The organism is Pseudomonas sp. DC1.2 (assembly GCF_034351645.1).
Classification (GTDB): Bacteria; Pseudomonadota; Gammaproteobacteria; order Pseudomonadales; family Pseudomonadaceae; genus Aquipseudomonas.
Genome location: NZ_CP133782.1, coordinates 869,086 through 893,886, shown reverse-complemented (window position 1 = coordinate 893,886; position 24,801 = coordinate 869,086). Strand labels below are relative to the sequence as shown.

Below are 24,801 nucleotides of genomic sequence, written 5' to 3'. Positions count from 1 at the left end.
CCAGCTCAACAAAAAAAGCCGGCATAAAAAAAAAGAAAGTAAAGGAGCGTCACCCATGAAACTGAGCAGCACCGCGATCCTGGCCATGGCCATCAGCAGCATCACCGCTACGGCGTATGCGCAAACCCAGAGCCAGGATTTCACCCCGGTTACCGTCAACACCGCCAGCGCCCAAGCCGACGCATCCGGCTTTGTTGAAGGTTCAACCGTCAAAGGCACCACCCGTAACTGGTACGCCAACGAGCAACTGCATCGTGGCGGCAAGTTCACCTACCGCAAAGACGGTGTAGCGACGCCAACTGACCGCCGCATCAACTGGGTCCAGGGCACTATTGTCAACTACACCTCCGGCTTCACTCAAGGCACTGTCGGTGTCAGCACTGAAGTCGCCGCCTACAACGCCGTGGCGCTGGAGCGCGATCACAAGGACCTGGCGTCCAACAACGGCGGCGCACCGGGCTCTCGTCCAGGCGCAGGCAACAACCGCACCCTGACCACCGAAGGCGGCGATGCTCAAGGCCAGTGGAGCAAACTGGGCCTGGCCAACGTCAAGTTCCGCGTCTCGAACACCACACTGACCGCCGGCCGCCAGAACTTCAGTACGCCAATTGTCGATAACATCGGCAACCGCGCACTGCCGTCGAGCTTTGAAGGTGTGAGCCTGCACAGCGAAGAGCTGAACGGCCTGTCGTTCGACGCAGGCACCTTCGACCGCGTATCCCCGCGTACCGAAGAAAGCCTGTCGAAATTCCGCTCCGAGTACACCAACAACGGCGCAGAAACCGATCGCGTCAGCATCGTCGGCCTGAACTACCAGCCGCTGAAAAGCCTGAAGACCAGCCTCTACGCCTCCAAGGTTGAAGATTTCTGGAACCAGTACTACTTCGGCGCCACCCACGAACTGGGTGACAGCAATGTACTGAGCCTGACCACTGGCCTGAACTACTACAAAACCGTCGACACCGGCAAAAAAGAGATGGGTGTGATCGACAACGACGCCTACTCCCTGTCGTTCGGCCTGACTCACCAAGCGCACAGCCTGACGTTCTCGTACCAGGAAATTGACGGTAACGAGTACTTCGATTACCTGCATGAAACCAACGGCATCTACCTGGCCAACTCCCTGCTGTCCGACTTTAACGGCCCGAACGAGAAATCCTTCCAGGTGGCCTACGGTCTGAACATGGCCGAATACGGCGTGCCGGGCCTGAAGTTCAACATCTACCAGGCTCGCGGCTGGGGCATCGACGGTACTCACTACACCGGCACCGCCTACGACGTGAAAAACATGAACGGCGAACACCATTACGAATATGGCATCGGCGCTTCTTATGCCGTACAAAGCGGCCCGCTCAAAGCCACCGCTATCCGCGCGACCTACACCGCGCACCGCGCCAGTGAAAATCAGGCGGACGGCAGCCTCAACGAGTTCCGTCTCGTGACCACCATCCCGTTCAACATTTTGTAAAACGCCACCTGACGGCTGACTCATGACGAGTCGGCCGTCGGGTTTTTTCCTGTTCAACTGATTGCAGAGGGTTCTTGATGAAAATGCTTCCCCTACGTGCGGCCATCGCTGCCGCGTTGCTGAGTGTCGCTGTTGGCGTTTCGGCCAAACCCTTGGTGGTCTGCACCGAAGCCAGTCCGGAAGGCTTCGATATGGTCCAGTACACGACTGCAGTCACAGCCGATGCGGTGGCCGAAACCATCTTCAATCGTCTGGCGGACTTCAAGCCCGGCACCACCGAAGTGGTTCCGGCACTGGCCGACTCCTGGGACATCAGCGAAGACGGTCTGAACTACACGTTCCACCTGCGCAAAGGCGTCAAGTTCCACACCACCGATTACTTCAAGCCGACCCGCGACATGAATGCCGACGACGTGGTCTGGAGCTTCCAGCGTCAACTGGACCCAAACCATCCGTGGCACAAACTGTCGAGCGTGGGCTTCCCGTACTTTGAAAGCATGGGCTTCAAGGAACTGCTGAAAAGCGTCGAGAAAGTTGACGACAATACCGTCAAATTCACCCTGACTCGCCGCGAAGCGCCGTTCCTGGCCGACATCGCCATGGCCTTCTCCTCGATCTACTCCGCCGAGTACGCCGATCAGTTGCTCAAGGCCAACAAGACCGGCGATCTGAACAGCAAGCCAATTGGCACCGGGCCGTTTATCTTCCAGCGCTACGCCAAGGATGCTCAGGTGCGCTTCAAGGCCAATCCGGAATACTTCCGTGGCAAACCACCGGCTGAGGCGCTGATCCTGGCCATCGCCACCGACAACAACGTGCGCCTGCAAAAACTCAAGGCCAACGAGTGCCAGATCGCGCTGTATCCGAAACCGGATGACATCCCGAGCATCAAGAAAGACCCGAACCTGAAAGTCGATGAACTGAACGCGATGACCGTTTCGTACATCGCGATGAACACCACTCACAAGTACATGAGTGATGTGCGAGTGCGTAAAGCCATCGACATCGCGTTCGACAAAGCGGCTTACGTCAATGCGCTGTTCGGCAAAGGTAACGCTACGGTCGCGGTCAACCCGTACCCGGACACGCTGTTGGGCTACAACCATGACTTGAAAAACCCGCCGCGTGACCTCGACAAGGCTCGTGCCTTGCTCAAGGAAGCCGGCGTACCGCAAGGCACCACGTTTACCCTGTTCACCCGCAACGGCGGCGGTCCAACCAACCCGAACCCGATGCTCGGCGCACAGATGATGCAGGCGGACCTGGCGCAAGTCGGGATCAAGATTGATATCCGCGTCATGGAATGGGGCGAAATGCTCAAGCGCGCCAAAAACGGTGAGCACGACATGGTGTCTGCCGGATGGGCGGGCGACAACGGCGACCCGGATAACTTCCTGACGCCTATGCTCAGTTGCGAAGCGGCGAAGAACGGCGAAAACTACGCCCGCTGGTGCAACGAGAAATTCCAAGGGCTGATCGACGAAGCTCGGGCTAAAGTTGATCCGGCCGAACGTGCCAAACTGTACGAAGAAGCCCAAGTGATCTTTAACCAGGATCAGCCATGGATCAGCATGGCCCACACCCGTATGTTTACCGCCATGCGCAACAACGTAGAGGGCTATCACATTAGCCCCCTCACCACTAATAACTTCGCCACCACCCAGGTGAAGTAGATAAGAAACTCCCGGCCTCCCTGACCCCAGGGAAGCCGGGCACGCCTAACCGGCTGATGAGGTACACCACACGATGTTTAGTTTTATTGCCCGCCGACTGGGGTTGTTGATCCCCACGTTTTTCGGCATCACCTTGCTGACTTTCGCGTTGATTCGCATGATTCCGGGCGACCCCGTGGAAGTAATGATGGGCGAACGTCGGGTTGACCCCGAAATGCACGCTCAGGCAATGGAACGCCTAGGTCTGAACAAACCCCTGTACGCCCAATACCTGGATTACATCGGCAAGTTGGCCCACGGCGACCTTGGCGAATCACTGCGTACACGCACCAGTGTCTGGACCGAATTCACCTCTTTATTCCCTGCGACCCTGGAACTGTCCATGGCCGCCCTGTTGTTCGCCGGCGTCCTGGGCCTTTTGGCCGGGGTAATTGCGGCACTCAAGCGAGGATCCCTGTTCGACCATGGGGTGATGGGCATCTCCCTGGCGGGATATTCGATGCCGATCTTCTGGTGGGGCCTGATCCTGATCATGTTCTTCTCGGTGTCGCTGGGCTGGACGCCCGTCTCCGGTCGGATCGACCTGCTCTACGACATCGAGCCGCGCACCGGTTTCATGCTGATCGACACCTTGCTGGCCGATGACGTCGGCGCGTTCTTCGACGCCCTGCATCACCTAATCCTGCCGGCCATCGTGCTCGGCACCATCCCGCTGGCCGTTATTGCGCGGATGACCCGTTCGTCGATGCTCGAAGTGCTGCGTGAAGACTACATCCGTACCGCTCGTGCCAAAGGCCTGTCGCCGGCTCGCGTGGTATTCGTGCATGGCCTGCGCAACGCGCTGATTCCGGTGCTGACCGTGGTTGGCCTGCAAGTCGGCACATTGCTGGCGGGCGCAGTCCTGACCGAAACCATCTTCTCCTGGCCCGGCATCGGCAAATGGCTGATCGAAGCCATTGGCGCACGGGACTATCCCGTGGTGCAAAACGGCATCCTGTTAATCGCCTGCCTGGTGATTCTGGTCAACTTCGTAGTGGACATCCTCTACGGCTTTGCCAACCCACGCATTCGTCACCAGCGCTGAGATCATCATGACCATGACCACTCCAGCTTCAACTCAAAATCAAGCGGTAACAGTCGATCAAAGCCTGCTGTACCCGTCTCCGTACAAAGAATTCTGGCAAGCATTTTCCAAGAACAAAGGTGCCGTCGCCGGTCTGATGTTCATGTTGCTGGTGATCTTCTGCGCGATTTTCGCGCCGTGGGTTGCCCCGCACAACCCGAGCGAGCAATACCGTGACTTCCTGCTGACCCCGCCGTCCTGGCTGGAAGGCGGGCAGATCCAGTTCCTGCTCGGCACCGATGAACTGGGACGCGACCTGCTGTCGCGGCTGATCAACGGTTCGCGCCTGTCCCTGCTGATCGGCTTGTCGTCGGTTGTCATGTCGCTGATTCCGGGGATCCTGCTGGGTCTGTTCGCCGGTTTCTTCCCGAAAATGCTCGGCCCGACCATCATGCGTCTGATGGACATCATGCTGGCCCTGCCATCTCTGCTGCTGGCTGTGGCGATTGTCGCCATCCTCGGCCCTGGCCTGATCAACACCATTATTGCGATCGCCGTGGTTTCGTTGCCGTCCTATGTTCGTCTGACCCGCGCCGCGGTAATGGGCGAACTGAACCGCGACTACGTGACCGCCGCCCGCCTCGCCGGTGCCGGCCTGCCACGCCTGATGTTCGTCACCGTGCTGCCGAACTGCATGGCGCCGCTGATCGTTCAAGCGACCTTGAGCTTCTCCTCGGCGATTCTCGATGCCGCCGCACTGGGCTTCCTCGGCCTTGGCGTACAACCGCCAACCCCTGAGTGGGGCACCATGCTGGCTTCGGCTCGCGACTACATCGAACGCGCGTGGTGGGTGGTCAGCCTGCCAGGTTTGACCATTTTGCTCAGCGTGCTGGCAATCAACTTGATGGGCGACGGCCTGCGCGATGCGCTGGACCCGAAACTCAAGAACGCCGCCTGAGGAGATTCAAATGTCACTGTTAGAAATCAAGAATCTCAACGTTCGCTTTGGCGACAAGAACGCCGTTCCGGTGGTCGACGGGCTCGACATAACCGTGGACAAGGGCGAAGTCCTGGCCATCGTGGGCGAATCGGGTTCCGGCAAGTCCGTGACCATGATGGCGCTGATGGGCCTGATCGAGCATCCAGGGATCGTCACCGCCGACGCCCTGAACTTCGACGGCAAAAACATGCTCAAGCTGAGCAACCGTCAGCGTCGGAAAATCGTCGGCAAAGACCTGGCCATGGTCTTCCAGGACCCGATGACCGCGTTGAACCCCAGCTACACCGTCGGCTTCCAGATCGAAGAAGTGCTGCGTTTGCACCTGAAAATGTCCAGCAAGCAAGCGCGCAAGCGTGCCATCGAACTGCTGGAAAAAGTGGAAATTCCGGGCGCCGCCAGCCGTATGGAGGCCTACCCGCATCAACTGTCGGGCGGTATGAGCCAGCGTGTTGCAATCGCCATGGCGATTGCCGGCGAGCCGAAACTGCTGATCGCCGACGAACCCACTACGGCACTGGACGTGACGATTCAGGCGCAAATCATGGAACTGCTGTTGGCGCTGCAAAAAGAGCAGAACATGGGCCTGGTGCTGATTACCCACGACCTCGCGGTCGTGGCCGAAACCGCCCAGCGCGTGTGCGTGATGTACGCCGGCCAAGCGGTTGAAGTCGGTCAGGTGCCACAGTTGTTCGACATTCCGGCGCACCCGTACAGCGAAGCACTGCTCAAAGCGATTCCGGAACACAGCCTGGGCGCCACACGCCTGTCGACACTGCCGGGCATCGTTCCCGGTCGTTACGACCGCCCGCAAGGCTGCCTGCTCTCGCCGCGCTGCCCGTATGTGCAAGACAGCTGCCGCGCCCAGCGTCCTGGCCTTGACCCGAAAAGCAACAGCCTCGCCCGCTGCTTCTACCCGCTGAATCAGGAGGTGGCGTAATGGCCGTCGTACTTACCGCCCGCGACCTGACCCGTCATTACGAAGTGTCCCGTGGCTTGTTCAAGGGCCATGCGCTGGTTCGCGCCCTCAACGGTGTGTCGTTTGAGCTGGAAGCCGGCAAGACCCTCGCCGTTGTAGGCGAATCCGGTTGCGGCAAATCCACCCTGGCCCGCGCCTTGACCCTGATTGAAGAGCCCTCTTCCGGCTCCTTGAAAATCGCCGGCCAGGAAGTCACCGGCGCCGACAAGGCCCAACGCAAGCAACTGCGCAAAGACGTGCAGATGGTGTTCCAGAGCCCGTATGCCTCGTTGAACCCACGGCAGAAAGTCGGTGACCAGCTCGGCGAGCCGCTGCTGATCAACACCAACCTGTCAGCCGCCGAACGTCGCGAGAAAGTCCAGGCGATGATGAAGCAGGTGGGCTTGCGTCCTGAGCACTACCAGCGTTATCCGCACATGTTCTCCGGCGGTCAGCGCCAGCGGATCGCCTTGGCGCGCGCGATGATGCTGCAACCGAAAGTGCTGGTGGCGGACGAACCGACCTCGGCGCTGGACGTGTCGATCCAGGCGCAGGTGTTGAACCTGTTCATGGATTTGCAGCAAGAGTTCAACACCGCCTACGTGTTCATCTCGCACAACCTGGCCGTTGTCCAGCACGTGGCCGATGATGTGATGGTCATGTACCTCGGTCGCCCGGTGGAAATGGGCCCGAAGAACGACATCTACCAGCGGCCACTGCACCCCTACACCCAGGCGTTGCTGTCGGCGACCCCGACCATTCACCCGGACCCGAACAAGCCGAAAATCAAAATCGTCGGCGAGTTACCCAACCCGCTGAACCCGCCGTCCGGCTGCGCTTTCCACAAGCGCTGCCCTTATGCCACCGAACTTTGCAGCACCGACGAGCCGGCCCTGCGCCTGCTCGACAGTCGCCAGGTGGCGTGCCACTACGCCGAGCAATTCCTCGACGGCGCGGCCTGAAAAAAACGCGCCTCAGGCCTTGAGGCGCGCTTGGATCAATTGCCTAAACCCCCTCTACTTCGATTGCGCATCAGTCAGGTAGAAGGGGTTTTCTTTTATCTGCGAGTTACGACTGGCTATCGCCGTCTTCGTCATCGTCGGTGTCGGGCTCTTTGGTGGTCGAGTCGTCATCGCCCTTGCTGCCGCCCTGGTCCTCATCGCCCGGTTCCGAATCGGACTTGGCGATGACCAGCGCACTTCCCTGAACGGCGTTCGATGCCCACAGGCCCGGACTCTGCACGGGATGACCGTTGGCCCAGGCCGCCGACGTACCCAGCGACAACATCACCATCACTTTGATCAACAGCACAATGCGTTGAAAAATTCTCATAACCCATTCCATCCTTTCGTAGGTGAACCATAGGTGCCTGACGGCGGATTAGCCCGGTTGCCGTGGCGCTGAATGAAATCTAGTTCCGATCGGCCGGGTTCTCCAGATTGGACGCAAATGAAGAGAGGTAATTGCCAGTAATGGGCAGATTGGTTTGGAATAAGCGTTATATCCAATCTCAATAAAAACACCGGGGCAATAAAAAACCCCGTCGCTTTCGCAACAGGGTTTTGGGCATCGCCGATCAGCGCTTAGTGATGCTCACGCGTCGCACGGAATGTCACGTCTGGCCAGCGCTCTTCCATCAGCGCCAGGTTGACCCGCGTCGGGGCCAGGTAGGTCAGGTGACCGCCGCCATCGATGGCGAGGTTTTCCACCGCCTTGATTTGGAACTCCTCAAGCTTCTTCTTATCGCTGCAATCGATCCAGCGTGCGGAATAAACAGTGATCGGCTCATACGAGCACTCGACCTTGTATTCCTCTTTCAAACGGCTGGCGACCACATCGAATTGCAGCACGCCGACGGCGCCGAGGATGATGTCGTTGCTGCGGGTCGGGAAGAACACCTGAGTGGCACCTTCTTCGGCCAGTTGCTGCAAGCCCTGACGCAGTTGCTTGGATTTCAACGGATCACGCAGGCGCACACGGCGGAACAGTTCCGGGGCGAAGTGCGGAATGCCGGTGAAGCCAAGCGCCTCGCCTTCGGTGAAGGTGTCGCCGATCTGGATGGTGCCGTGGTTGTGCAAACCGATGATGTCGCCGGCAAAGGCTTCTTCCAGTTGCTCACGTTCGGAGGAGAAGAAGGTCAGCGCATCGCCGATCCGCACGTCTTTGCCGGTACGCACGTGGCGCATCTTCATGCCTTTTTCGTATTTGCCGGAGCAAATACGCATGAAAGCAATACGGTCGCGGTGTTTAGGGTCCATGTTCGCTTGGATTTTGAACACGAAACCGGCGAATTTCTCTTCAATCGGCTCGACGGTGCGTTCGTTGGCAACCCGGGCCAGCGGTTTCGGTGCCCAGTTGACCACGGCGTCAAGCACGTGATCGACACCAAAATTGCCCAGGGCCGTTCCGAAAAATACCGGGGTCAGTTGGCCGTCGAGGAATTCCTGCTGATTGAATTCGTGGCAGGCGCCCTGAACCAGTTCCAGCTGATCGACAAAGCGGTCGTACTCATCACCCAAGTGTTCACGTGCTTCATCGGAGTCGAGCTTCTCGATGATTTTCACATCAGTGCGCTCATGGCCGTGGCCGGCGGTGTACACGATGATGTAGTCGTCGGCGAGGTGGTAAACGCCTTTGAAGTCGCGGTAGCAGCCAATCGGCCAAGTGATCGGCGCCGCCTTGATCTTCAGGACGGCCTCGATTTCGTCGAGCAGTTCGATCGGGTCGCGGATGTCACGGTCGAGTTTGTTGATGAAGCTGACAATCGGCGTGTCACGCAGACGGCAGACGTCCATCAGGGCGATGGTGCGTGGCTCTACACCCTTACCGCCATCGAGGACCATCAGGGCCGAATCCACCGCCGTCAAGGTGCGGTAGGTGTCTTCGGAGAAGTCTTCGTGGCCCGGGGTGTCGAGCAGGTTGATCATGTGGTCGCGATACGGGAACTGCATGACCGACGTGGTAATGGAAATACCCCGTTGTTTTTCCATTTCCATCCAGTCGGACGTCGCATGGCGGTCGGATTTACGGGATTTCACCGTGCCAGCAATCGCAATCGCCTTGCCCATCAGCAAGAGCTTCTCGGTGATGGTGGTTTTACCGGCATCGGGGTGGGAAATAATGGCGAAAGTGCGGCGCTTCGCGACTTCGGCGGCCTGTTTGGTCATGGGAAATCGCCTGGCAGGTGATTCAAAAAAGGGCGGCGAGTATAGCGCAAACCGAGCGTCACGGACCACCGCTCGCCCAGTCGCCGATGGCGATTAACGGGACAACGGGGACATTGAAGGTGGCTAAATGCTGCCAATTATGGAACCTTTTAAAAGGTGCAGACGTCCACTCCCCTGTTACTGCACTCGTACCAGGGGCTGATAAATCAGCAAGTTAGCCTGACGAGGCTGCGCTTATGGCTCGATCTCATGCGGTTTTATCAGCATGAAGAGCTGCTTCTCGCGAACGTTATTTTCCCGGCAGCCAGGAATGGCATGCCACACGGGACTGCGTTCGCCGACCAAGAAAAAAAGGAGTCCGCCTGTGGCTATTCGCTATGGCAAAGGGCTGATAGGAGGTGCGGTTGTCGTCGCGCTTCTGGCCCTGCTGATCCATTGGATTGGCATCAACACGATCGAACATTACCGCGACGATTTGTTGTTTTACCTGCAAGCTCACTTGATTCTCGTCCTTGTCTCCATGCTGGCCGCCCTTGTTGTGGGCATACCCGCCGGTATCTTTCTCAGTCGCCCGACCATGGTTGGCCGCGCTGAACGCTTCATGCAGATCTTCAACATCGGCAACACTGTGCCGCCTCTTGCCGTACTGGCCATCGCCCTGGGGATTCTGGGCATCGGCAGCGGCCCCGCGATCTTCGCCCTGTTCCTCGCCTCGTTGTTGCCGATTGTGCGCAACACCTATGAAGGCCTGAAGAATGTTCAGGGCTCGCTCAAGGAAGCGGCCGTCGGCATTGGCATGACGCCGACGCAAGTGCTGTGGCGGGTCGAGCTACCGAACGCCGTGCCGATCATCATCGGTGGTGTGCGCGTGGCCCTGGCGATCAACGTGGGTACAGCACCGCTGGCGTTCCTGATCGGCGCCAACAGTTTGGGCAGCCTGATTTTCCCTGGCATCGCCCTGAACAATCAGCCGCAACTGCTGCTCGGCGCGGCCTGCACCGCCCTGCTGGCCTTGCTGCTCGACGGTCTGGTGATACTCGCCAGCCGCCTCTGGCTCGAACGCGGCTTGCGCCCGTCTTAAGCCTCGGCAAAGGAATCGATATGAAAAGAATGACCTTGATACTGGGCTGCGTCCTGCTGTTCGCAGGATTTGCCCACGCCGCTGAAAAACCGGTGATCCGCATCGGCGCACGGGTGTTCACCGAACAAACCCTGCTCGCCGAAATCACGTCCCAGTACCTGCGCACCAAAGGTTACGACACTCAGGTAACCGGCGGTCTGGGCAGCAACTTGGCCCGTAGCGCTCATGAAAGTGGCCAACTGGACCTGATGTGGGAATACACCGGCGTGTCGCTGGTGGCGTACAACCATGTCACTGAAAAACTCGACAGCGAACAGTCCTACGCCCGAGTCAAAGAACTCGATGCGAAGAAAGGCCTGATCTGGCTCGCCCCGTCGAAATTCAGTAACACCTACGCCCTGGCGCTGCCAGAAACCACCGCGAAGGCGTACCCGCAGATCAACACCATCAGCGAGCTGAATACGGTGTTGCAGGCTGAGCAGAAGGACAATCACCTGGTGGCGCTGGACACCGAGTTCGCCAACCGTTCCGACGGTCTGGACGGCATGGTCAAGCTCTACGGCATGAACCTGACCCGCAACAACATCCGCCAGATGGACGCCGGGCTGGTCTACACCGCGCTGCGCAATGGCCAAGTGTTTGCTGGACTGGTCTATACCACCGACGGTCGATTGAACGCTTTCAAGCTCAAACTGCTCGAAGACGACAAGCATTACTTCCCCGACTACACCGCCGCACCGGTCGTGCGTCAGGTCTACCTCGACGCGCACCCGAAACTGGCTGAAGAACTAAAACCACTCGCGGCACTGTTCGATGACGCGACCATGCGCCAACTCAATGCGCGGGTCGATGTCGATCACGAAAGCCCTTCATCCGTTGCCGCCGACTTCCTGCGCCAACACCCCATCCAATAAGGAGGAAAAGACATGGAATTTTGGAACGCCTTTTCCCACCTCGACTGGCAGCAGGTGCTGCACCTGACTTGGCAGCACATCACGCTGGTCGGCATTGCCGTTACGTTGGCAATCTTCGCTGGCGTGCCGCTGGGTATTCTGATGACGCGTTTCCCGTCACTGGCCGGTCCGCTGCAAGCCAGCGCCACCGTGTTGCTGACCGTACCGTCAATTGCACTGTTTGGCCTGCTGCTGCCGTTCTACTCCAAGTTCGGCCAGGGCCTGGGCCCGATGCCGGCGATCACCGCCGTGTTTTTGTACTCACTGTTGCCGATTATGCGTAACACCTACCTGGCATTGACCGGCGTCGAACCCGGCATTCGCGAAGCCGCCAAAGGCATCGGCATGACCTTCGGCCAGCGCCTGCGCATGGTCGAGTTACCGATTGCGGTGCCGGTCATCCTCGCTGGCGTGCGCACCGCTGTGGTCATGAACATCGGCGTCATGACCATCGCCGCCACCATCGGTGCCGGCGGCTTGGGCATACTCATTCTCGCTTCCATCAGCCGCAGCGACATGTCGATGCTGATCGTCGGCGCCGTGCTGGTCAGTCTCCTGGCCATCGTCGCCGACCTGCTTCTGCAATGGCTGCAACGCTCGCTGACTCCAAAAGGACTCCTGAAATGATCGAACTTCAAAACCTCAGCAAAACCTTCCAAAGCAACGGCAAAGATGTGAAAGCCGTGGACTCGGTAAACCTGACCGTCAATGAGGGCGAGATCTGTGTGTTCCTCGGGCCATCGGGCTGCGGTAAAAGCACCACGCTGAAGATGATCAACCGCCTGATCAAACCGACCTCGGGCAAAATCCTGATCAACGGCGAAGACACCACCGACCTCGACGAAGTCACCCTGCGCCGTGGCATCGGCTACGTGATTCAGCAGATCGGTCTGTTCCCGAATATGACCATTGAAGAAAACATCACCATCGTTCCGCGCCTGCTGGGTTGGGACAAACAGAAATGCCACGACCGCGCCCGCGAGTTGATGAGCATGATCAAGCTGGAACCCAAGCAATACCTCAATCGCTACCCACGTGAACTCTCGGGTGGCCAGCAACAACGAATCGGCGTGATTCGTGCGTTGGCGGCGGATGCGCCGTTGTTGCTGATGGACGAACCGTTCGGTGCGGTCGACCCGATTAACCGCGAAATGATCCAGAACGAGTTTTTCGAGATGCAGCGCGCGCTGAACAAGACCGTGATCATGGTCAGCCATGACATCGACGAAGCGATCAAGCTCGGCGACAAAATTGCGATCTTCCGTGCTGGCAAACTGTTGCAAATCGACCACCCGGACACGCTGCTGGCGCACCCGGCGGACGATTTTGTCAGCAACTTCGTCGGCCAGGACAGCACGCTCAAGCGTCTGTTGCTGGTGAAAGCCGAAGACGCGGCGGACAACGCCCCGTCGGTGAGCCCGCAAACGCCGGTGGCCGAGGCCCTGGAGCTGATGGACGAACTGGACCGCCGTTATGTGGTGGTGACTTGCGCCGAGAATAAGGCGCTCGGTTATGTACGACGTCGCGACTTGCACCGTCAGACCGGCACGTGCGCGCAGTATTTGCGTGAGTTCAACGCCACCGCGGCGTTTGACGAGCATTTGCGCATCCTGCTGTCGCGCATGTACGAGTTCAACCGTTCGTGGTTGCCGGTGATGGATGCCGAGCGCGTGTTCCTCGGGGAAGTGACCCAGGAGTCAATTGCCGAGTACCTGAGCTCCGGCAAGTCCCGTGGCGGCAAGACCAGCATTGTTTCGCCTGCTGAGACTGCGCTGGCCTGATCCCTCTCTACTGATCGTTCCCACGCGTGGGAACGATCAATCCCGCCTGAAACACCTCAAATCTCCCGCCAACGGGAACATCACACTGTCATGCAGGTCGGTTACATCAGTAGCTGTCCGGGACCGCACGACGGAAGCGTGCAAAAACGCGACATTTTTTGTTGATCTCAAGCCCCTCACGCCCTAAAGTTCGCGCCGAACGTCCATGCTGGAAACGATCCATCCGGCTCAAGTACTGACGACGAGACAGCAAGGCCAAGGGCAGCAGCATCTCCCATGGCCTTTTTGCTTTCGGCGACATGCCTTGGGAAGTAGGCGAACCAAAGTGGGGATACGGAGGACGTTCATTTGCACCCATTGTTAATTTCAGTTTGCCAGTAGGAGTTCCCAGCATGTCGATCAACGTCGAAGACTATTTCGCGCGCGATACCTTCAACAAAATGAAGGCCTTCGCCGACAAACAAGAAACCCCGTTCGTGGTGATCGACACCGCGATGATCAGCAAGGCCTATGACGACCTGCGCGCCGGTTTCGATTTCGCCAAGGTCTACTACGCCGTCAAGGCCAACCCGGCCGTCGAAATCATCGACCTGCTCAAAGAAAAAGGCTCGAGCTTCGACATTGCCTCGATCTACGAGCTCGATAAAGTGATGAACCAGGGCGTCGGCCCGGATCGCATCAGCTACGGCAACACCATCAAGAAATCCAAGGACATTCGCTACTTCTATGAGAAGGGCGTGCGTCTGTATGCCACTGACTCCGAAGCTGACCTGCGCAACATCGCCAAGGCCGCTCCAGGTTCGAAAGTCTACGTGCGCATCCTCACCGAAGGCTCGACCACTGCCGACTGGCCGTTGTCGCGCAAATTCGGTTGCCAGACCGACATGGCCATGGACTTGCTGATCCTCGCCCGCGACCTGGGCCTGGTGCCCTACGGCCTGTCGTTCCACGTAGGCTCGCAACAGCGCGACATCAGCGTCTGGGACGCCGCGATCGCCAAGGTCAAAGTGATCTTCGAGCGCCTGAAAGAAGAAGACGGCATCCACCTGAAACTGATCAACATGGGCGGCGGCTTTCCGGCCAACTACATCACCCGCACCAACAGCCTGGAAACCTACGCCGAAGAAATCATCCGTTTCCTCAAGGAAGATTTCGGCGACGACCTACCGGAAATCATTCTGGAACCTGGCCGTTCGTTGATCGCCAACGCCGGCATCCTGGTCAGCGAAGTGGTGCTGGTCGCGCGTAAATCCCGTACCGCCGTCGAGCGTTGGGTGTACACGGATGTGGGTAAGTTCTCCGGCCTGATCGAAACCATGGACGAAGCCATCAAGTTCCCAATCTGGACCGAGAAGAAAGGCGAGATGGAAGAAGTAGTCATCGCTGGTCCAACCTGCGACAGCGCCGACATCATGTACGAAAACTACAAATACGGTTTGCCGCTGAACCTGGCCATCGGTGATCGTTTGTACTGGTTGTCTACCGGTGCTTACACCACCAGTTACAGCGCCGTCGAGTTCAATGGCTTCCCGCCGCTGAAGTCGTTTTACGTGTAATTCATCGCGTAAAAAAAAGGTCCATGAAAACATGGACCTTTTTTATTTGCGTAGCCATGCCTCAAGCTGATTCAGCATCGCCAGACACGCCTGAGCACTCTGCGAAACCCCGCCTAATTTGAAGTTCAACTGGCCGAGTGTGGACAGGCCTCTTGCTTGCAACAGCTCGAGGGTCACATCTTCCATACGTTGTTGTATGTTTTCAATAAACAGTCCCATCTGCGCGCCCACAGAAGCGTATCCGGCAAACAAGGTGGCAATATTTTCCTTATATTCCGCCGCCCTGACCGAAGCGACTGTGGAAGAGTAAGCCATGTCCCAAAGGGGTGTCGTGTCCGCCTGACTAAATAACTCCTGCGCCACTGTTGGTTGTGGATGGCATTTGCAAGAGACGTGGTCCATTGCGCGGGTAAATACAGGCTTCAGTCCAAACGATTCATCATTCACTTCCCGGATCGTATATTTGAGCTGTCGTATTGAACCTTGCAGATCATCAAATCGAAGGTACAACTCGTGAGTCAAGTCCCGTACATTCGTTGGCGCAAATAACATCCAGGCCGGGGATCTCGACAAACTGTAAAAATTAAAATCCACCTGAGCGATGGGTTCATTCCTGGAAGTCTGCCTGGTTATTTCCAAAGATTCGCGAGCGAAGGTCGCTATATCTTCTACATAATGACTGCACACACGTCTGGTTTCTTCAGTACGCACCCAAAACTCGCGCAAATATCGCGCATTAAATTCGGCATTATTAATTCGTGAATCCTTGACCAGAACCGCCAGTTGATGGCCGCTGCTTCTGCGGCGTTCAAACACAACAGGAATGTTGTCGAAAATCGGAGCCAAGGAACCAAGAAAGTTGGTGTAGCGGTCTAAAGTGCGGCGCTGCACCGCAGTAAATTCATAGTCAAATATGCTCATATCCGTGTTAAAGGTGGGCGCAGGGCCCACCTCCATAACTCCTTGTTAGTGCTGAACGGTGTTCAAATACTTGATGACATCTGCAATTCGGACAATCGCAGTTCCCGCCCGCTCCTCGACGGGTAACGACGTATCTTGCTTAAAGCCGCTCGCAATTTTTTCAAAGTCCGTCACCAGATTCGAAAATTCGCTAACGTATTCCCAGCGTTGTTCGTCCAACGCGTCAAGCGTTGTTACCAGTTCAATCCGTCCATTAATCAAGGCAATCGCTTTGGCGTACTTTTCAGCCTGTGCTCGCAAATCACTGGCTTTGTCCTTGAGCCGGTTGTACCCCGCGAGCATGTTCAAATAGGAAATGGCTTCGCCAATACCGGAGATGATTTTTTTCAGGGTATCAATGGCCAACAAAGCGATTTGAACTTGCGGCGGAGCCAGGCCCAATGCTTTCAAACTGTCCAGCGATAACTGTGCTTCCTCACCAATTTTTTCAATGCCGGCCTTTCCAATCAACTCGATTGCCTCGGAAACGGCCTTCATCTGTACGTTCAGTACAACCAGTTTTTCTTCGACATCCGTTTTACGCAGCTCATCAAAGGCCCGGTCCTTTTGCAGCGTTTCAGTCCATGCCTTCGAGGCAGTCCTGTCATAAGGGGTGCTCATACTCTTATGAATACTTTTCAGGTCTTCAGTTTGTGCAGAGAGTTGACGAGATGCCGACATGAGTTCGTCTTCCATGTCTTGACGAATCTCGTCGTCATCATCCGGATCGCCAAGCTCTGCCTGATACCCCGTCAGCTTTCTCGCGGTCCGCTCCAGATTAATACTGTTTGTCTGGGCCAACTTACGCACATCGAAGGTCACCCTGTTGATCGCACTGGCCAGATCACTCATCGTTCCTACTGCGCCGGATGCGTAATCAAATTGCTGGAACAGCATTTGCACGCTGGTGTGACTCTGTTGCACGATGCCATTATGCTTAATCAGCGCGGCCATATTGAACGGTTGATGCACCGAATGACCAATGACCAAATTCATAAATTTTTTCACCCTATTCAAAGAACGAGTATTTTCATATTCTTTATCTGCCGCTGCGAACACAGCCAGCAATTGATCTGAACTTGTTTTTATATACTCCCAGGGCTCGATGATCGAGTTGATTTGGTTTTTGAACTTTCGCAGGGAAATCGCATTATCCATCAAATCAACCTCTTTCATGGATTCCGCAATGTATAAACTCAGCGCATTCCACACTAGCATCAGGTTTTGCGTTGCCACTTCAGCTTCAATCGCCACGTAGTTCAAATTTTGAAGGTCATCACGCACCCTGTTCAAGGAACTCAATGTCTGGTTTTTACTGGCCATCGTTTGAATAGCGGCTTGTTGCTCGTCCCTCAATCGATTGCGTTCCTTGCGGATATTCTCGGCCTTGACGCCCTGGTAGATGCCGAGAATCAACCCACCAATATTAAGCGACGCCGCCGCCTTGATCGCTTCTTGAACAAGTTGATCATATTGCTTATTGAGATCATCAATATCTGCCGCGCGCTGATCAATATCCTTTTGCTGAGCCAGAATATCTGCCTGATAGGTATTCTTGGAGACAAACTCCAGTCGCAACTTGAGTTCCGGCACCACTTTCTCACGCATATCGGTGCCAAAGCTGTCCAGCTCTACCCTCACTCGCTCGGCTTTATCGTGGCAGTATCGAACCTTCACCAGCATGTCATTGAGGTAGACCTTGATTTCCGGTACATCTCCGGCCGGCAAGCCCAGCTCTGGAAGGTTCGGAATCTGGCGCTTGAGTTCCAGATACTGTGCCGGCGTGGTGATATTGTGCTCTTCGAGGTATTTCGACGCTTTCAGATCCTCATAGACTTCTACAATGCCGTTGCCGATCCTGATAATGCTACCGCCGAATATTTTCAGATCGGTACCTGTCAGCATTATTTTTTCGCGCAATGGCGACCAGCGCCTGGCATGGTCATACGTCGTTGAGAAGGTGCGCAGGAAGTCTGCCGCTTTAAGTCCAACGCCGCCGCCATCACCGGCGCCATAGTTTAAATATGCAATTACATCTTGTAGCCGAATGGGAAGAGACAGCCCCAAGGCTTCATACTTCCTCAGGCTGATAATCTGTTCTTTTGTCAGCTGTATACCGGGCTCCCGATTATAATCTTCGCCCTCGCCCAGCGATGCACTTACAAACAGCTTGGGCGCTTTTACAGCTGCCTCGACGATCTTATTATCCATTTTGAATTCCATGAGAGACTCCTTGTCTTCTCCAGACATTAATATTGATTCACCTTACCCGACACTGATACAGATTCTTATTTAACCTGCTTACTGTTATCGCGCAAATAACCTTAAAACACCGAACCAACTGCTCACAAGGCTTTAAATATTAAAAACCAAGACAACCACAAAAATTATATTTTTTATCGCCCGCGATCACGCACAACCGTGCCGGCAGATTAAACCCAATGAGATCGCGCAAATAAGACGGTACTTTTATATAAGAAGACGTTAACGATAAAAACGTACTGTCAGACTACGAGCAATTGAGACAGCCGCAGCCGATAAGCATCTGCCATCTGGCGAATTTGTGGATGAGTCGCACTGAGCAATGACTCACTGCTCACCCGCAAGAAGTTTACGTTTCCCCCGGCCAGCGCCTGTCGCAACCAGCCCAGCGCATCATCGACTCGACCTTGGTCGGCCAGTACCGCGGCATAACTGAACTGCCCGCGAAAATCGCCGCTGTCTGCCGAGCGTCGATACCAGTCAAACGCCGCTGCCGGGTCGGCGGGACAATAACGCCCGTCTTCCAGGTACCGCCCCAACAAGTTCATCGATTTCGCGTGGCCCAACTCAGCGGCGCGGCGATAAAAACTCAGCGCCTGAGCCTGGTCTTCAGCCACGCCTCGGCCGGTGGCCAGCAGGTTAGCGTAGTTGTACATCGCCCAATCCAGCCCCTTCTCAGCCGCCAAGCGATAATGCCCGGCGGCCGCTGAAACATCAGCCGTGCAGCCCCAACCATGCTCATGACAACGCCCGAGCATGTTGCGCGCCATCAGATGCCCGCGTTTGGCTGCGATCTCAAACCAGCGCACTGCCAGCGGCCGATCCTGCTCGATGCCCTGCCCGTCGAGCAGAATCTGCCCTAACAACGCCTGAGCCTCGAGCACGTCTTCACGCGCCGCGATCAGAATCGCCTGGGCTGCGCGCGCGGGGCTTTCTTCAAGCATGGCGTTGAGACGATCGCCGTCGAGGACTTCTTCACGGCGCAGTTGATAGCTCATACCTCAACCCAACGGCGTAACAGGTTGTGGTAAGTCCCCGTGAGACGGATCAACGAAGGGTGGTCGGGCATGTCCTGGGTCAATTGCTGGATGGCGCCGTCCATCTCAAACAGCAAGGCACGCTGGCTGTCCTCGCGCACCAGGCTTTGGGTCCAGAAAAACGACGCATAACGGGTGCCGCGGGTGACGGCATTGACCTTGTGCAGGCTGCTGCCGGGATACAGCACCATGTCGCCGGCAGGCAATTTCACCCGTTGAGTGCCAAAGGTGTCCTGAATTTCCAGTTCGCCGCCGTCATAGTCATCTGGCTCACTGAAGAACAGGGTGGCCGACAGGTCCGTGCGCACGCGCTCGATACTGCCCTTGGGCTGACGCACGGCGTTGTCGATGTGAAAGTCGAAACTGCCACCCGCCGTGTAACAGTTCAGTAACGGTGGGAACACTTTGTGCGGTAAAGCCGCCGACATGAACTGCGGATTTTTCCACAGCCGCTCAAGCATCGCCGCGCCGATTTCCTTGGCCAATGGATGGCCTTCAGGCAGTTGCAAATTATGCTTGGCCTTAGCCGACTGAAAACCGGCGGTGATCTTGCCGTCGGCCCAATCGGCCTGCTCCAGAGCCTCGCGAATGCGCTGTACGTGTTCTTTCGCGAATACGCCGGGAATGTGCAGGAGCATGGGAGCAATACCATTGGCAAAGGGGCGCCAATGTTATTGATTCTTATTGCCCCTGTAAAACCCATGGACGAATGAAACCGAAAAAACCGTAACGGCAAACTGTAAAGATTGTAAATTTGTCGCGAATAGTAATATTTCGCAATTGATACAAATACGTATTTACCCTATATTCCGCGACCTCAAATCCTTGGGGAGGGGAATTCACATGTCACGCCAATCATCACAATTACCAGTCAGTTCACCGCGTTTGCTCGCTTCTGCAATTGGCGTGGCGATCACCGCCGGCTCCGCTGGGCACATGGTTTTTGCCGCTGAAAAGACCGACGAAAAAACACCGGGCAATGCCATTTCCCTGGACGCAACGGCCATTACCGGCGAAGCGCAGGACCAGACGTCCTACAACGTTGAAAAAGCGTCCTCGCCTAAATACACCGCACCGCTGGTAGACACGCCGCGCTCGATCACCGTCATTCCGCAGCAAGTGCTCAAGGACACTGGCGCGCTGAATATGCAGGATGCGCTGCGCACAGTGCCCGGCATCACGTTCGGTGCTGGTGAAGGCGGCAACCCGCAAGGTGACCGTCCATTCATTCGTGGTTTCGACGCGCAAGGCGACACCTACCTGGATGGCGTTCGCGATACCGGCTCACAGAGCCGTGAAATCTTCGCCGTTGAATCGATTGAAGTCAGCAAGGGCCCCAACTCGGCCATCGGTGGACGTGGCGCAGCGGGCGGCAGCATCAACCTGGTCAGCAAAAAAGCGCACTTGGGCAACTCATTTGACGGTGGTTTTACCTGGGGCTCAGACCAGACCCAACGCTACACCATGGACGGTAACTACCAGTTCACTGACACCGCGGCTGGCCGTCTGAACCTGATGAGCCACGAAAGCAACGTCGCCGGCCGTGACAGCGTCGATTACGACCGCTGGGGCATTGCGCCATCCCTGGCCTTCGGCTTGGGCACCGAGACCCGGGTCAATCTCGATTACTACCACCTGCAAAGCAACGACCTGCCAGACTCCGGCATCCCGTACAGCATTCCGGCCGCGGGCTCGGCTGCTCGCACCCAGTCCAACCCGGACAAACCCAATGCCGGTGGCAATAACAGCAATTTCTACGGTCTGAACGACCGTGACTTCCGCAAAGGCCGCACCGATACCGCCACTTTTGCCATCGAGCACGACCTGAGCGACTCGCTGACCATTAAGAACACCCTGCGTCACGGCACCAGCATGCAGGATTACATCCTGACCCAGCCGGACGACAGCAAGGGCAACGTCAACAATGGCAGCGTCTGGCGTCGTGCCAACACCCGAGTGAGCAATACCGAAACCACCACTAACCAGACCGATCTGTTTGGTAACTTCTACATCGCCGGGTTCAAGAACAGCTTCTCCACCGGTATCGAGTACACCCACGAAGAAAGCGACAAGTCCTCCTACAACGTCAACACCGATACCACCCCTAGAACGTCCGCGGCGACCACCAACTGCACACCGTCGATGATCGGCGCATCGAGCGGCTATAACTGCACGTCGCTGTCCAACCCGAACGCGAACGACCCGTGGAACGGCGCTATCTCGCGCAACTACGCCGGCACCAACACCAAGGCTGATACGCGTGCGCTGTATGTGTTCGACACCCTGGAGCTGTCGCCGCAATGGTTGGTGAACATGGGCCTGCGTTACGACCATTTCGACACCGACTACAACACTTACACCACGGCCGGGAACACCACCGCCAAGGGCAAAGACACCAGTGAATTCGTCACCGGCCAGTTTGGCGTGGTCTACAAACCCACAGAAAACGGCAGCATCTATGCGTCCTACGCGACATCGGCCACACCGCCGGGCAACACCCTTGGTGAAGGCATGGACGGTAACCCACTGGGCGGCACGGCGGATCGCAATGGCAATCTGCTGAGCAGCGACATGGAGCCGGAAACCACCAAGAACTACGAAGTCGGCACGAAGTGGAATTTGTTCAATGATCGTCTTTCGTTGACGGCTGATGTCTTCCATACCGAGAAAGAAAACGCCCGCGTTCAAGTCGACACGACGTCGTATGAAAACGCCGGCAAAACCCGCGTTCAAGGGGTCGAACTGTCGGCCACCGGCAAGATCACCGACAAATGGCAGGTGTTCGCCGGCTACGCTTACATGGACAGCCAGCAAATCGACGGCGGCCCACTGGGCAAGGCCAGCGATGGCAACGAACTGCCCAACACCCCGAAAAACAGTGCCAGCGTGTGGACCACCTACGCCGTCACGCCGAAGCTGACCCTCGGCGGCGGTGCTTTCTACGTCGATGACGTCTTCGGCAGTGTGGCCAACACCACCATGGTCGACTCCTACGTGCGTTACGACGCGATGGCGAGCTACAAGGTCAGCAAAAACCTCGACCTACAGCTAAACGTACAAAACCTGACCGACGAAACCTACTACGACAAGGCGTTCTCGACCCACTTCGCCAACCAGGCGGCGGGCCGTACAGCATTGCTGAGCACCAACTTCCACTTCTGAGAAGTGTGATACCCAAAACCCCGTTCATTCAGTTGAACGGGGTTTTTTATGCGTAAGAAGGAATGTTTCTCGACAACTCACGGCATAATGCGCGTCGTGATGACTATTTTTGAACGGACAAGGCGAGCGACGTGTTGAAGAAAACCCTGTTCCAGTTGCACTGGTTTTTTGGCATCAGCGCCGGACTCGTCCTGGCACTAATGGGCATTACCGGCGCGACGGTATCGTTTCAGGATGAAATCCTGCGGGCACTCAACCCTTCAGTGCTGCAAGTCGAGAAGCAGATCGCCGGCGTGCTGCCGCCGGCCGAGCTGGTGGAAAAAATCGAGGCGGCCTCTGGCAAGAAAGTCTCAATGCTGTCGGTCGAGACCGACAGCGGCAATGCCGCGCGGGTGTTCTTCACGCCACCGCCAGGCGAACGCCGTGGGCAGATGCGCTACTTCGATCCATACACCGCTCAATTCATGGGCGATGCGACCGGCCAGGACTTCTTTGGCCTGATGCTGCAACTGCACCGTTTCCTGGCGATGGGTGACAACGGTCGCCAGATCACCGGCGCCTGCACACTGATTCTGCTGTTTTTCTGCCTCTCGGGCCTGTACCTGCGCTGGCCCCGTCAGTGGAAAAGCTGGCGCGCCTGGCTGACCCTGGACTGGAAGAAAAAAGGTCGCAGCTTCAACTGGGACTTGCACTCGGTCGCGGGCACCTGGTGCCTGATGTTTTACCTGCTGGCCGCACTGACCGGGCTGTCCTGGTCTTACGAGTGGTACAACAAAGGCCTGACCCAACTGCTTTCCGACGCCCCGCAAAACGAGCGGGTTCGGGGCGGTCGTGGCCCTGCGCCGAGCGGTCCGGCGCCCACCGCCGATTACGCTGCGATGTGGAGCAGTATCTATAGCGCTGCCGGCCCGAAGCTGTCGGCCTACAACATTCGTATGCCAGCGGTGGCCGGCCAACCAGCGACCGTGTTCTACCTGTTGAACACCTCACCCCATGATCGTGCGCTGAACCAGATCACCCTCGACCCGACCACTGGCGTCATCGCCCGTCATGACCGATACAGCGACAAAAGCCTCAAGGCTCAACTACTGACCAGCCTCTACGCACTGCACGTCGGCAGCTATTTCGGCATTGTCGGGCGGATCATCATGACGATCACCGCACTGAGCATGCCGCTGTTTTTTGTCACAGGCTGGTTGCTGTACCTGGATCGTCGGCGCAAGAAAAAACAGATCAAGGAAGCGCGCCAGGGCTTTGAGCAACCCGGCAGCGATGCGCCGGCATGGTTGATCGGTTTTGCCAGTCAGAGCGGTTTCGCCGAGCAATTGGCTTGGCAGACCGCTGGCCAATTGCAGGCTGCCGGGTTGCCGGTCAAGGTTCAGCCACTGGCGAGTGTGAGTGCGCAGGATCTACAGGACTCGAGCAACGCGCTGTTCGTCGTCAGTACCTTCGGCGACGGCGAAGCACCAGACAGCGCTCGCAGTTTCGAGCGCCACGTACTGCGTCAGGCGTCGAACCTGAGCGGCCTGAACTATGCGGTGCTCGGTTTGGGTGATCGCCAGTATCAACACTTCTGCGGCTTCGCCCGGCGCTTGCACACCTGGCTGACCGAACACGGCGGCAAGACCTTGTTTGCGCCAGTAGAAGTCGACAGCGGCGATCCCTACGCGTTACGGCACTGGCAACAACAACTCGGCCTGCTGACCGGGCAAACGCCCGTGGACACCTGGCAAGCGCCAAGCTACGACAACTGGACCCTGACCCAACGCACGTTGCTCAACCCCGACAGCAGCGGTTCACCTGTGTACTTGCTAGGGCTCATCGCCCCCACCAGCAGCAGTTGGTTAGCAGGTGATCTGGTAGAAGTGCTGCCGCGCAACAGCGCCGGGGCCATCGAACACTTTCTCGATGGCCTGGGCATTGACGGTCGTGCCACCGTTGCGCTCGGCGGTCTGTCGCAACCACTGGAGCACGCCCTCGCCGGTCGCCAGTTGCCCGAGAACAGAGCGCATCTGGTCGGTCTGCATGCGCAAGCGCTGCTGGACGCGCTGGTGCCGTTGGCGATGCGTGAATACTCCATCGCCTCGATTGCGGCCGACGGTGTGCTGGAGCTGATTGTGCGTCAGGAACAGCATCCCGATGGTCAACTCGGCATCGGCTCCGGCTGGCTGACCGAACACGCCCCAGTGGGCAGTAGCATCAGCCTGCGGGTACGTCGCAACAGTGGCTTCCATTTGCCGCCCACGCCGGTGCCGATGATTTTACTGGGCAACGGCACGGGTCTCGCGGGGCTGCGCAGCTTGCTCAAGGCGCGCATAGCCGATGGCCAGCAGCGCAACTGGCTGCTGTTCGGTGAACGTCATCGGGAGCACGACTATCTCTGCCGCGACGAGTTGGAAGAGTGGCTGATCGAAGGCGACCTTGAGCGCTTGGACTTGGTGTTCTCGCGCGATCAGGCGCAGAAAATCTACGTTCAGGATCGCCTGCGTGAACGCGCCGACGAACTCAAGCAATGGCTGGCGGACGGTGCATCGATCTACATCTGCGGCAGCCTGCATGGGATGGCGTCCGGCGTGGATCAGGTGCTCAACAACCTGCTGGGGACCGAGACCGTCGAACGCTTGATCGAGCAAGGGCGCTACCGCCGCGACGTTTATTGACAACTCCTAGCCCGCGGCACCGC

General features: G+C 57.2%; 19 protein-coding genes. 13 read left to right on the top strand and 6 right to left on the bottom strand.

The genetic code is table 11. The features are described from left to right. Positions 1 to 55: 55 nt before the first annotated feature. From RHM68_RS03890 to RHM68_RS03865, 6 genes are all read left to right on the top strand, one after another. Positions 56 to 1,468: an OprD family porin gene (locus tag RHM68_RS03890; RefSeq protein ID WP_322220618.1), complete on the top strand. Its 1,413-nt coding sequence runs from the start codon at positions 56 to 58 to the stop codon at positions 1,466 to 1,468. A gap of 77 nt (positions 1,469 to 1,545) precedes the next feature. After that, on the top strand, positions 1,546 to 3,141 hold the full coding sequence (locus RHM68_RS03885; protein ID WP_322220617.1) for an ABC transporter substrate-binding protein: 1,596 nt from the start codon (positions 1,546 to 1,548) through the stop codon (positions 3,139 to 3,141). 73 nt (positions 3,142 to 3,214) lie between these two features. After that, positions 3,215 to 4,225, top strand: a complete 1,011-nt coding sequence (locus tag RHM68_RS03880; protein WP_322220616.1) for an ABC transporter permease subunit — start codon at positions 3,215 to 3,217, stop codon at positions 4,223 to 4,225. A gap of 7 nt (positions 4,226 to 4,232) precedes the next feature. After that, the gene (locus RHM68_RS03875) at positions 4,233 to 5,162 is read left to right on the top strand and encodes an ABC transporter permease subunit (RefSeq protein ID WP_416195222.1); all 930 of its coding nucleotides are present in this window, start codon (positions 4,233 to 4,235) and stop codon (positions 5,160 to 5,162) included. A gap of 10 nt (positions 5,163 to 5,172) precedes the next feature. Continuing rightward, positions 5,173 to 6,141: an ABC transporter ATP-binding protein gene (locus tag RHM68_RS03870; protein ID WP_322220615.1), complete on the top strand. Its 969-nt coding sequence runs from the start codon at positions 5,173 to 5,175 to the stop codon at positions 6,139 to 6,141. After that, entirely contained in the window at positions 6,141 to 7,121 is a 981-nt protein-coding gene (locus RHM68_RS03865) for a peptide ABC transporter ATP-binding protein (protein WP_322220614.1), read from the top strand. The genes RHM68_RS03870 and RHM68_RS03865 overlap by 1 nt, the downstream gene beginning before the upstream one ends. A 106-nt stretch (positions 7,122 to 7,227) precedes the next feature. Here RHM68_RS03865 and RHM68_RS03860 read toward each other — a convergent pair whose 3' ends face one another. After that, complete coding sequence (locus RHM68_RS03860) at positions 7,228 to 7,491, bottom strand: hypothetical protein (RefSeq protein WP_322220613.1); 264 nt, start codon at positions 7,489 to 7,491, stop codon at positions 7,228 to 7,230. A 251-nt stretch (positions 7,492 to 7,742) separates the two neighbouring features. After that, a complete protein-coding gene (locus tag RHM68_RS03855; RefSeq protein WP_322220612.1) occupies positions 7,743 to 9,326 on the bottom strand; it encodes a peptide chain release factor 3 in 1,584 nt (527 codons plus the stop codon). A 364-nt stretch (positions 9,327 to 9,690) separates the two neighbouring features. Between RHM68_RS03855 and RHM68_RS03850 the strand changes: the two genes are divergently transcribed. The 5 genes from RHM68_RS03850 to RHM68_RS03830 all read left to right on the top strand — a co-directional run bounded on the left by RHM68_RS03850 (position 9,691) and on the right by RHM68_RS03830 (position 14,697). Further along, positions 9,691 to 10,407 (top strand): ABC transporter permease, encoded by a 717-nt coding sequence (locus tag RHM68_RS03850; RefSeq protein WP_322220611.1) that lies wholly within the window; start codon positions 9,691 to 9,693, stop codon positions 10,405 to 10,407. Positions 10,408 to 10,427: 20 nt separating this feature from the next. Continuing rightward, entirely contained in the window at positions 10,428 to 11,321 is an 894-nt protein-coding gene (locus RHM68_RS03845; RefSeq protein ID WP_322220610.1) for a glycine betaine ABC transporter substrate-binding protein, read from the top strand. Positions 11,322 to 11,333: 12 nt separating this feature from the next. Next, on the top strand, positions 11,334 to 11,987 hold the full coding sequence (locus RHM68_RS03840) for an ABC transporter permease (protein WP_322220609.1): 654 nt from the start codon (positions 11,334 to 11,336) through the stop codon (positions 11,985 to 11,987). Then, positions 11,984 to 13,141 carry an ABC transporter ATP-binding protein gene (locus RHM68_RS03835; protein ID WP_322220608.1) on the top strand — a complete coding sequence of 386 codons (1,158 nt, stop codon included), beginning with the start codon at positions 11,984 to 11,986 and terminating at the stop codon, positions 13,139 to 13,141. Before RHM68_RS03840 ends, RHM68_RS03835 begins: the two co-directional genes overlap by 4 nt. 392 nt (positions 13,142 to 13,533) lie before the next feature. After that, complete coding sequence (locus tag RHM68_RS03830) at positions 13,534 to 14,697, top strand: type III PLP-dependent enzyme (protein ID WP_322220607.1); 1,164 nt, start codon at positions 13,534 to 13,536, stop codon at positions 14,695 to 14,697. Between the two features lie 42 nt (positions 14,698 to 14,739). On the opposite strand, the gene RHM68_RS03825 is transcribed toward RHM68_RS03830, so the two are convergent. The 4 genes from RHM68_RS03825 to RHM68_RS03810 form a co-directional block, all read right to left on the bottom strand. Continuing rightward, positions 14,740 to 15,648, bottom strand: coding sequence for a hypothetical protein (locus RHM68_RS03825; RefSeq protein ID WP_322220606.1), 909 nt, complete (start codon positions 15,646 to 15,648; stop codon positions 14,740 to 14,742). Positions 15,649 to 15,663: 15 nt separating this feature from the next. Beyond that, positions 15,664 to 17,880, bottom strand: a complete 2,217-nt coding sequence (locus RHM68_RS03820) for an alpha-xenorhabdolysin family binary toxin subunit A (protein ID WP_322220605.1) — start codon at positions 17,878 to 17,880, stop codon at positions 15,664 to 15,666. A 281-nt stretch (positions 17,881 to 18,161) separates the two neighbouring features. Then, on the bottom strand, positions 18,162 to 18,917 hold the full coding sequence (locus RHM68_RS03815; protein WP_322220604.1) for a tetratricopeptide repeat protein: 756 nt from the start codon (positions 18,915 to 18,917) through the stop codon (positions 18,162 to 18,164). Next, on the bottom strand, positions 18,914 to 19,594 hold the full coding sequence (locus tag RHM68_RS03810) for a Fe2+-dependent dioxygenase (RefSeq protein WP_322220603.1): 681 nt from the start codon (positions 19,592 to 19,594) through the stop codon (positions 18,914 to 18,916). The genes RHM68_RS03815 and RHM68_RS03810 overlap by 4 nt, the downstream gene beginning before the upstream one ends. Positions 19,595 to 19,799: 205 nt before the next feature. Between RHM68_RS03810 and RHM68_RS03805 the strand changes: the two genes are divergently transcribed. Beyond that, on the top strand, positions 19,800 to 22,118 hold the full coding sequence (locus tag RHM68_RS03805; RefSeq protein ID WP_322220602.1) for a TonB-dependent siderophore receptor: 2,319 nt from the start codon (positions 19,800 to 19,802) through the stop codon (positions 22,116 to 22,118). Positions 22,119 to 22,249: 131 nt separating this feature from the next. Beyond that, complete coding sequence (locus RHM68_RS03800; RefSeq protein WP_322220601.1) at positions 22,250 to 24,778, top strand: sulfite reductase flavoprotein subunit alpha; 2,529 nt, start codon at positions 22,250 to 22,252, stop codon at positions 24,776 to 24,778. Positions 24,779 to 24,801: the final 23 nt, after the last annotated feature.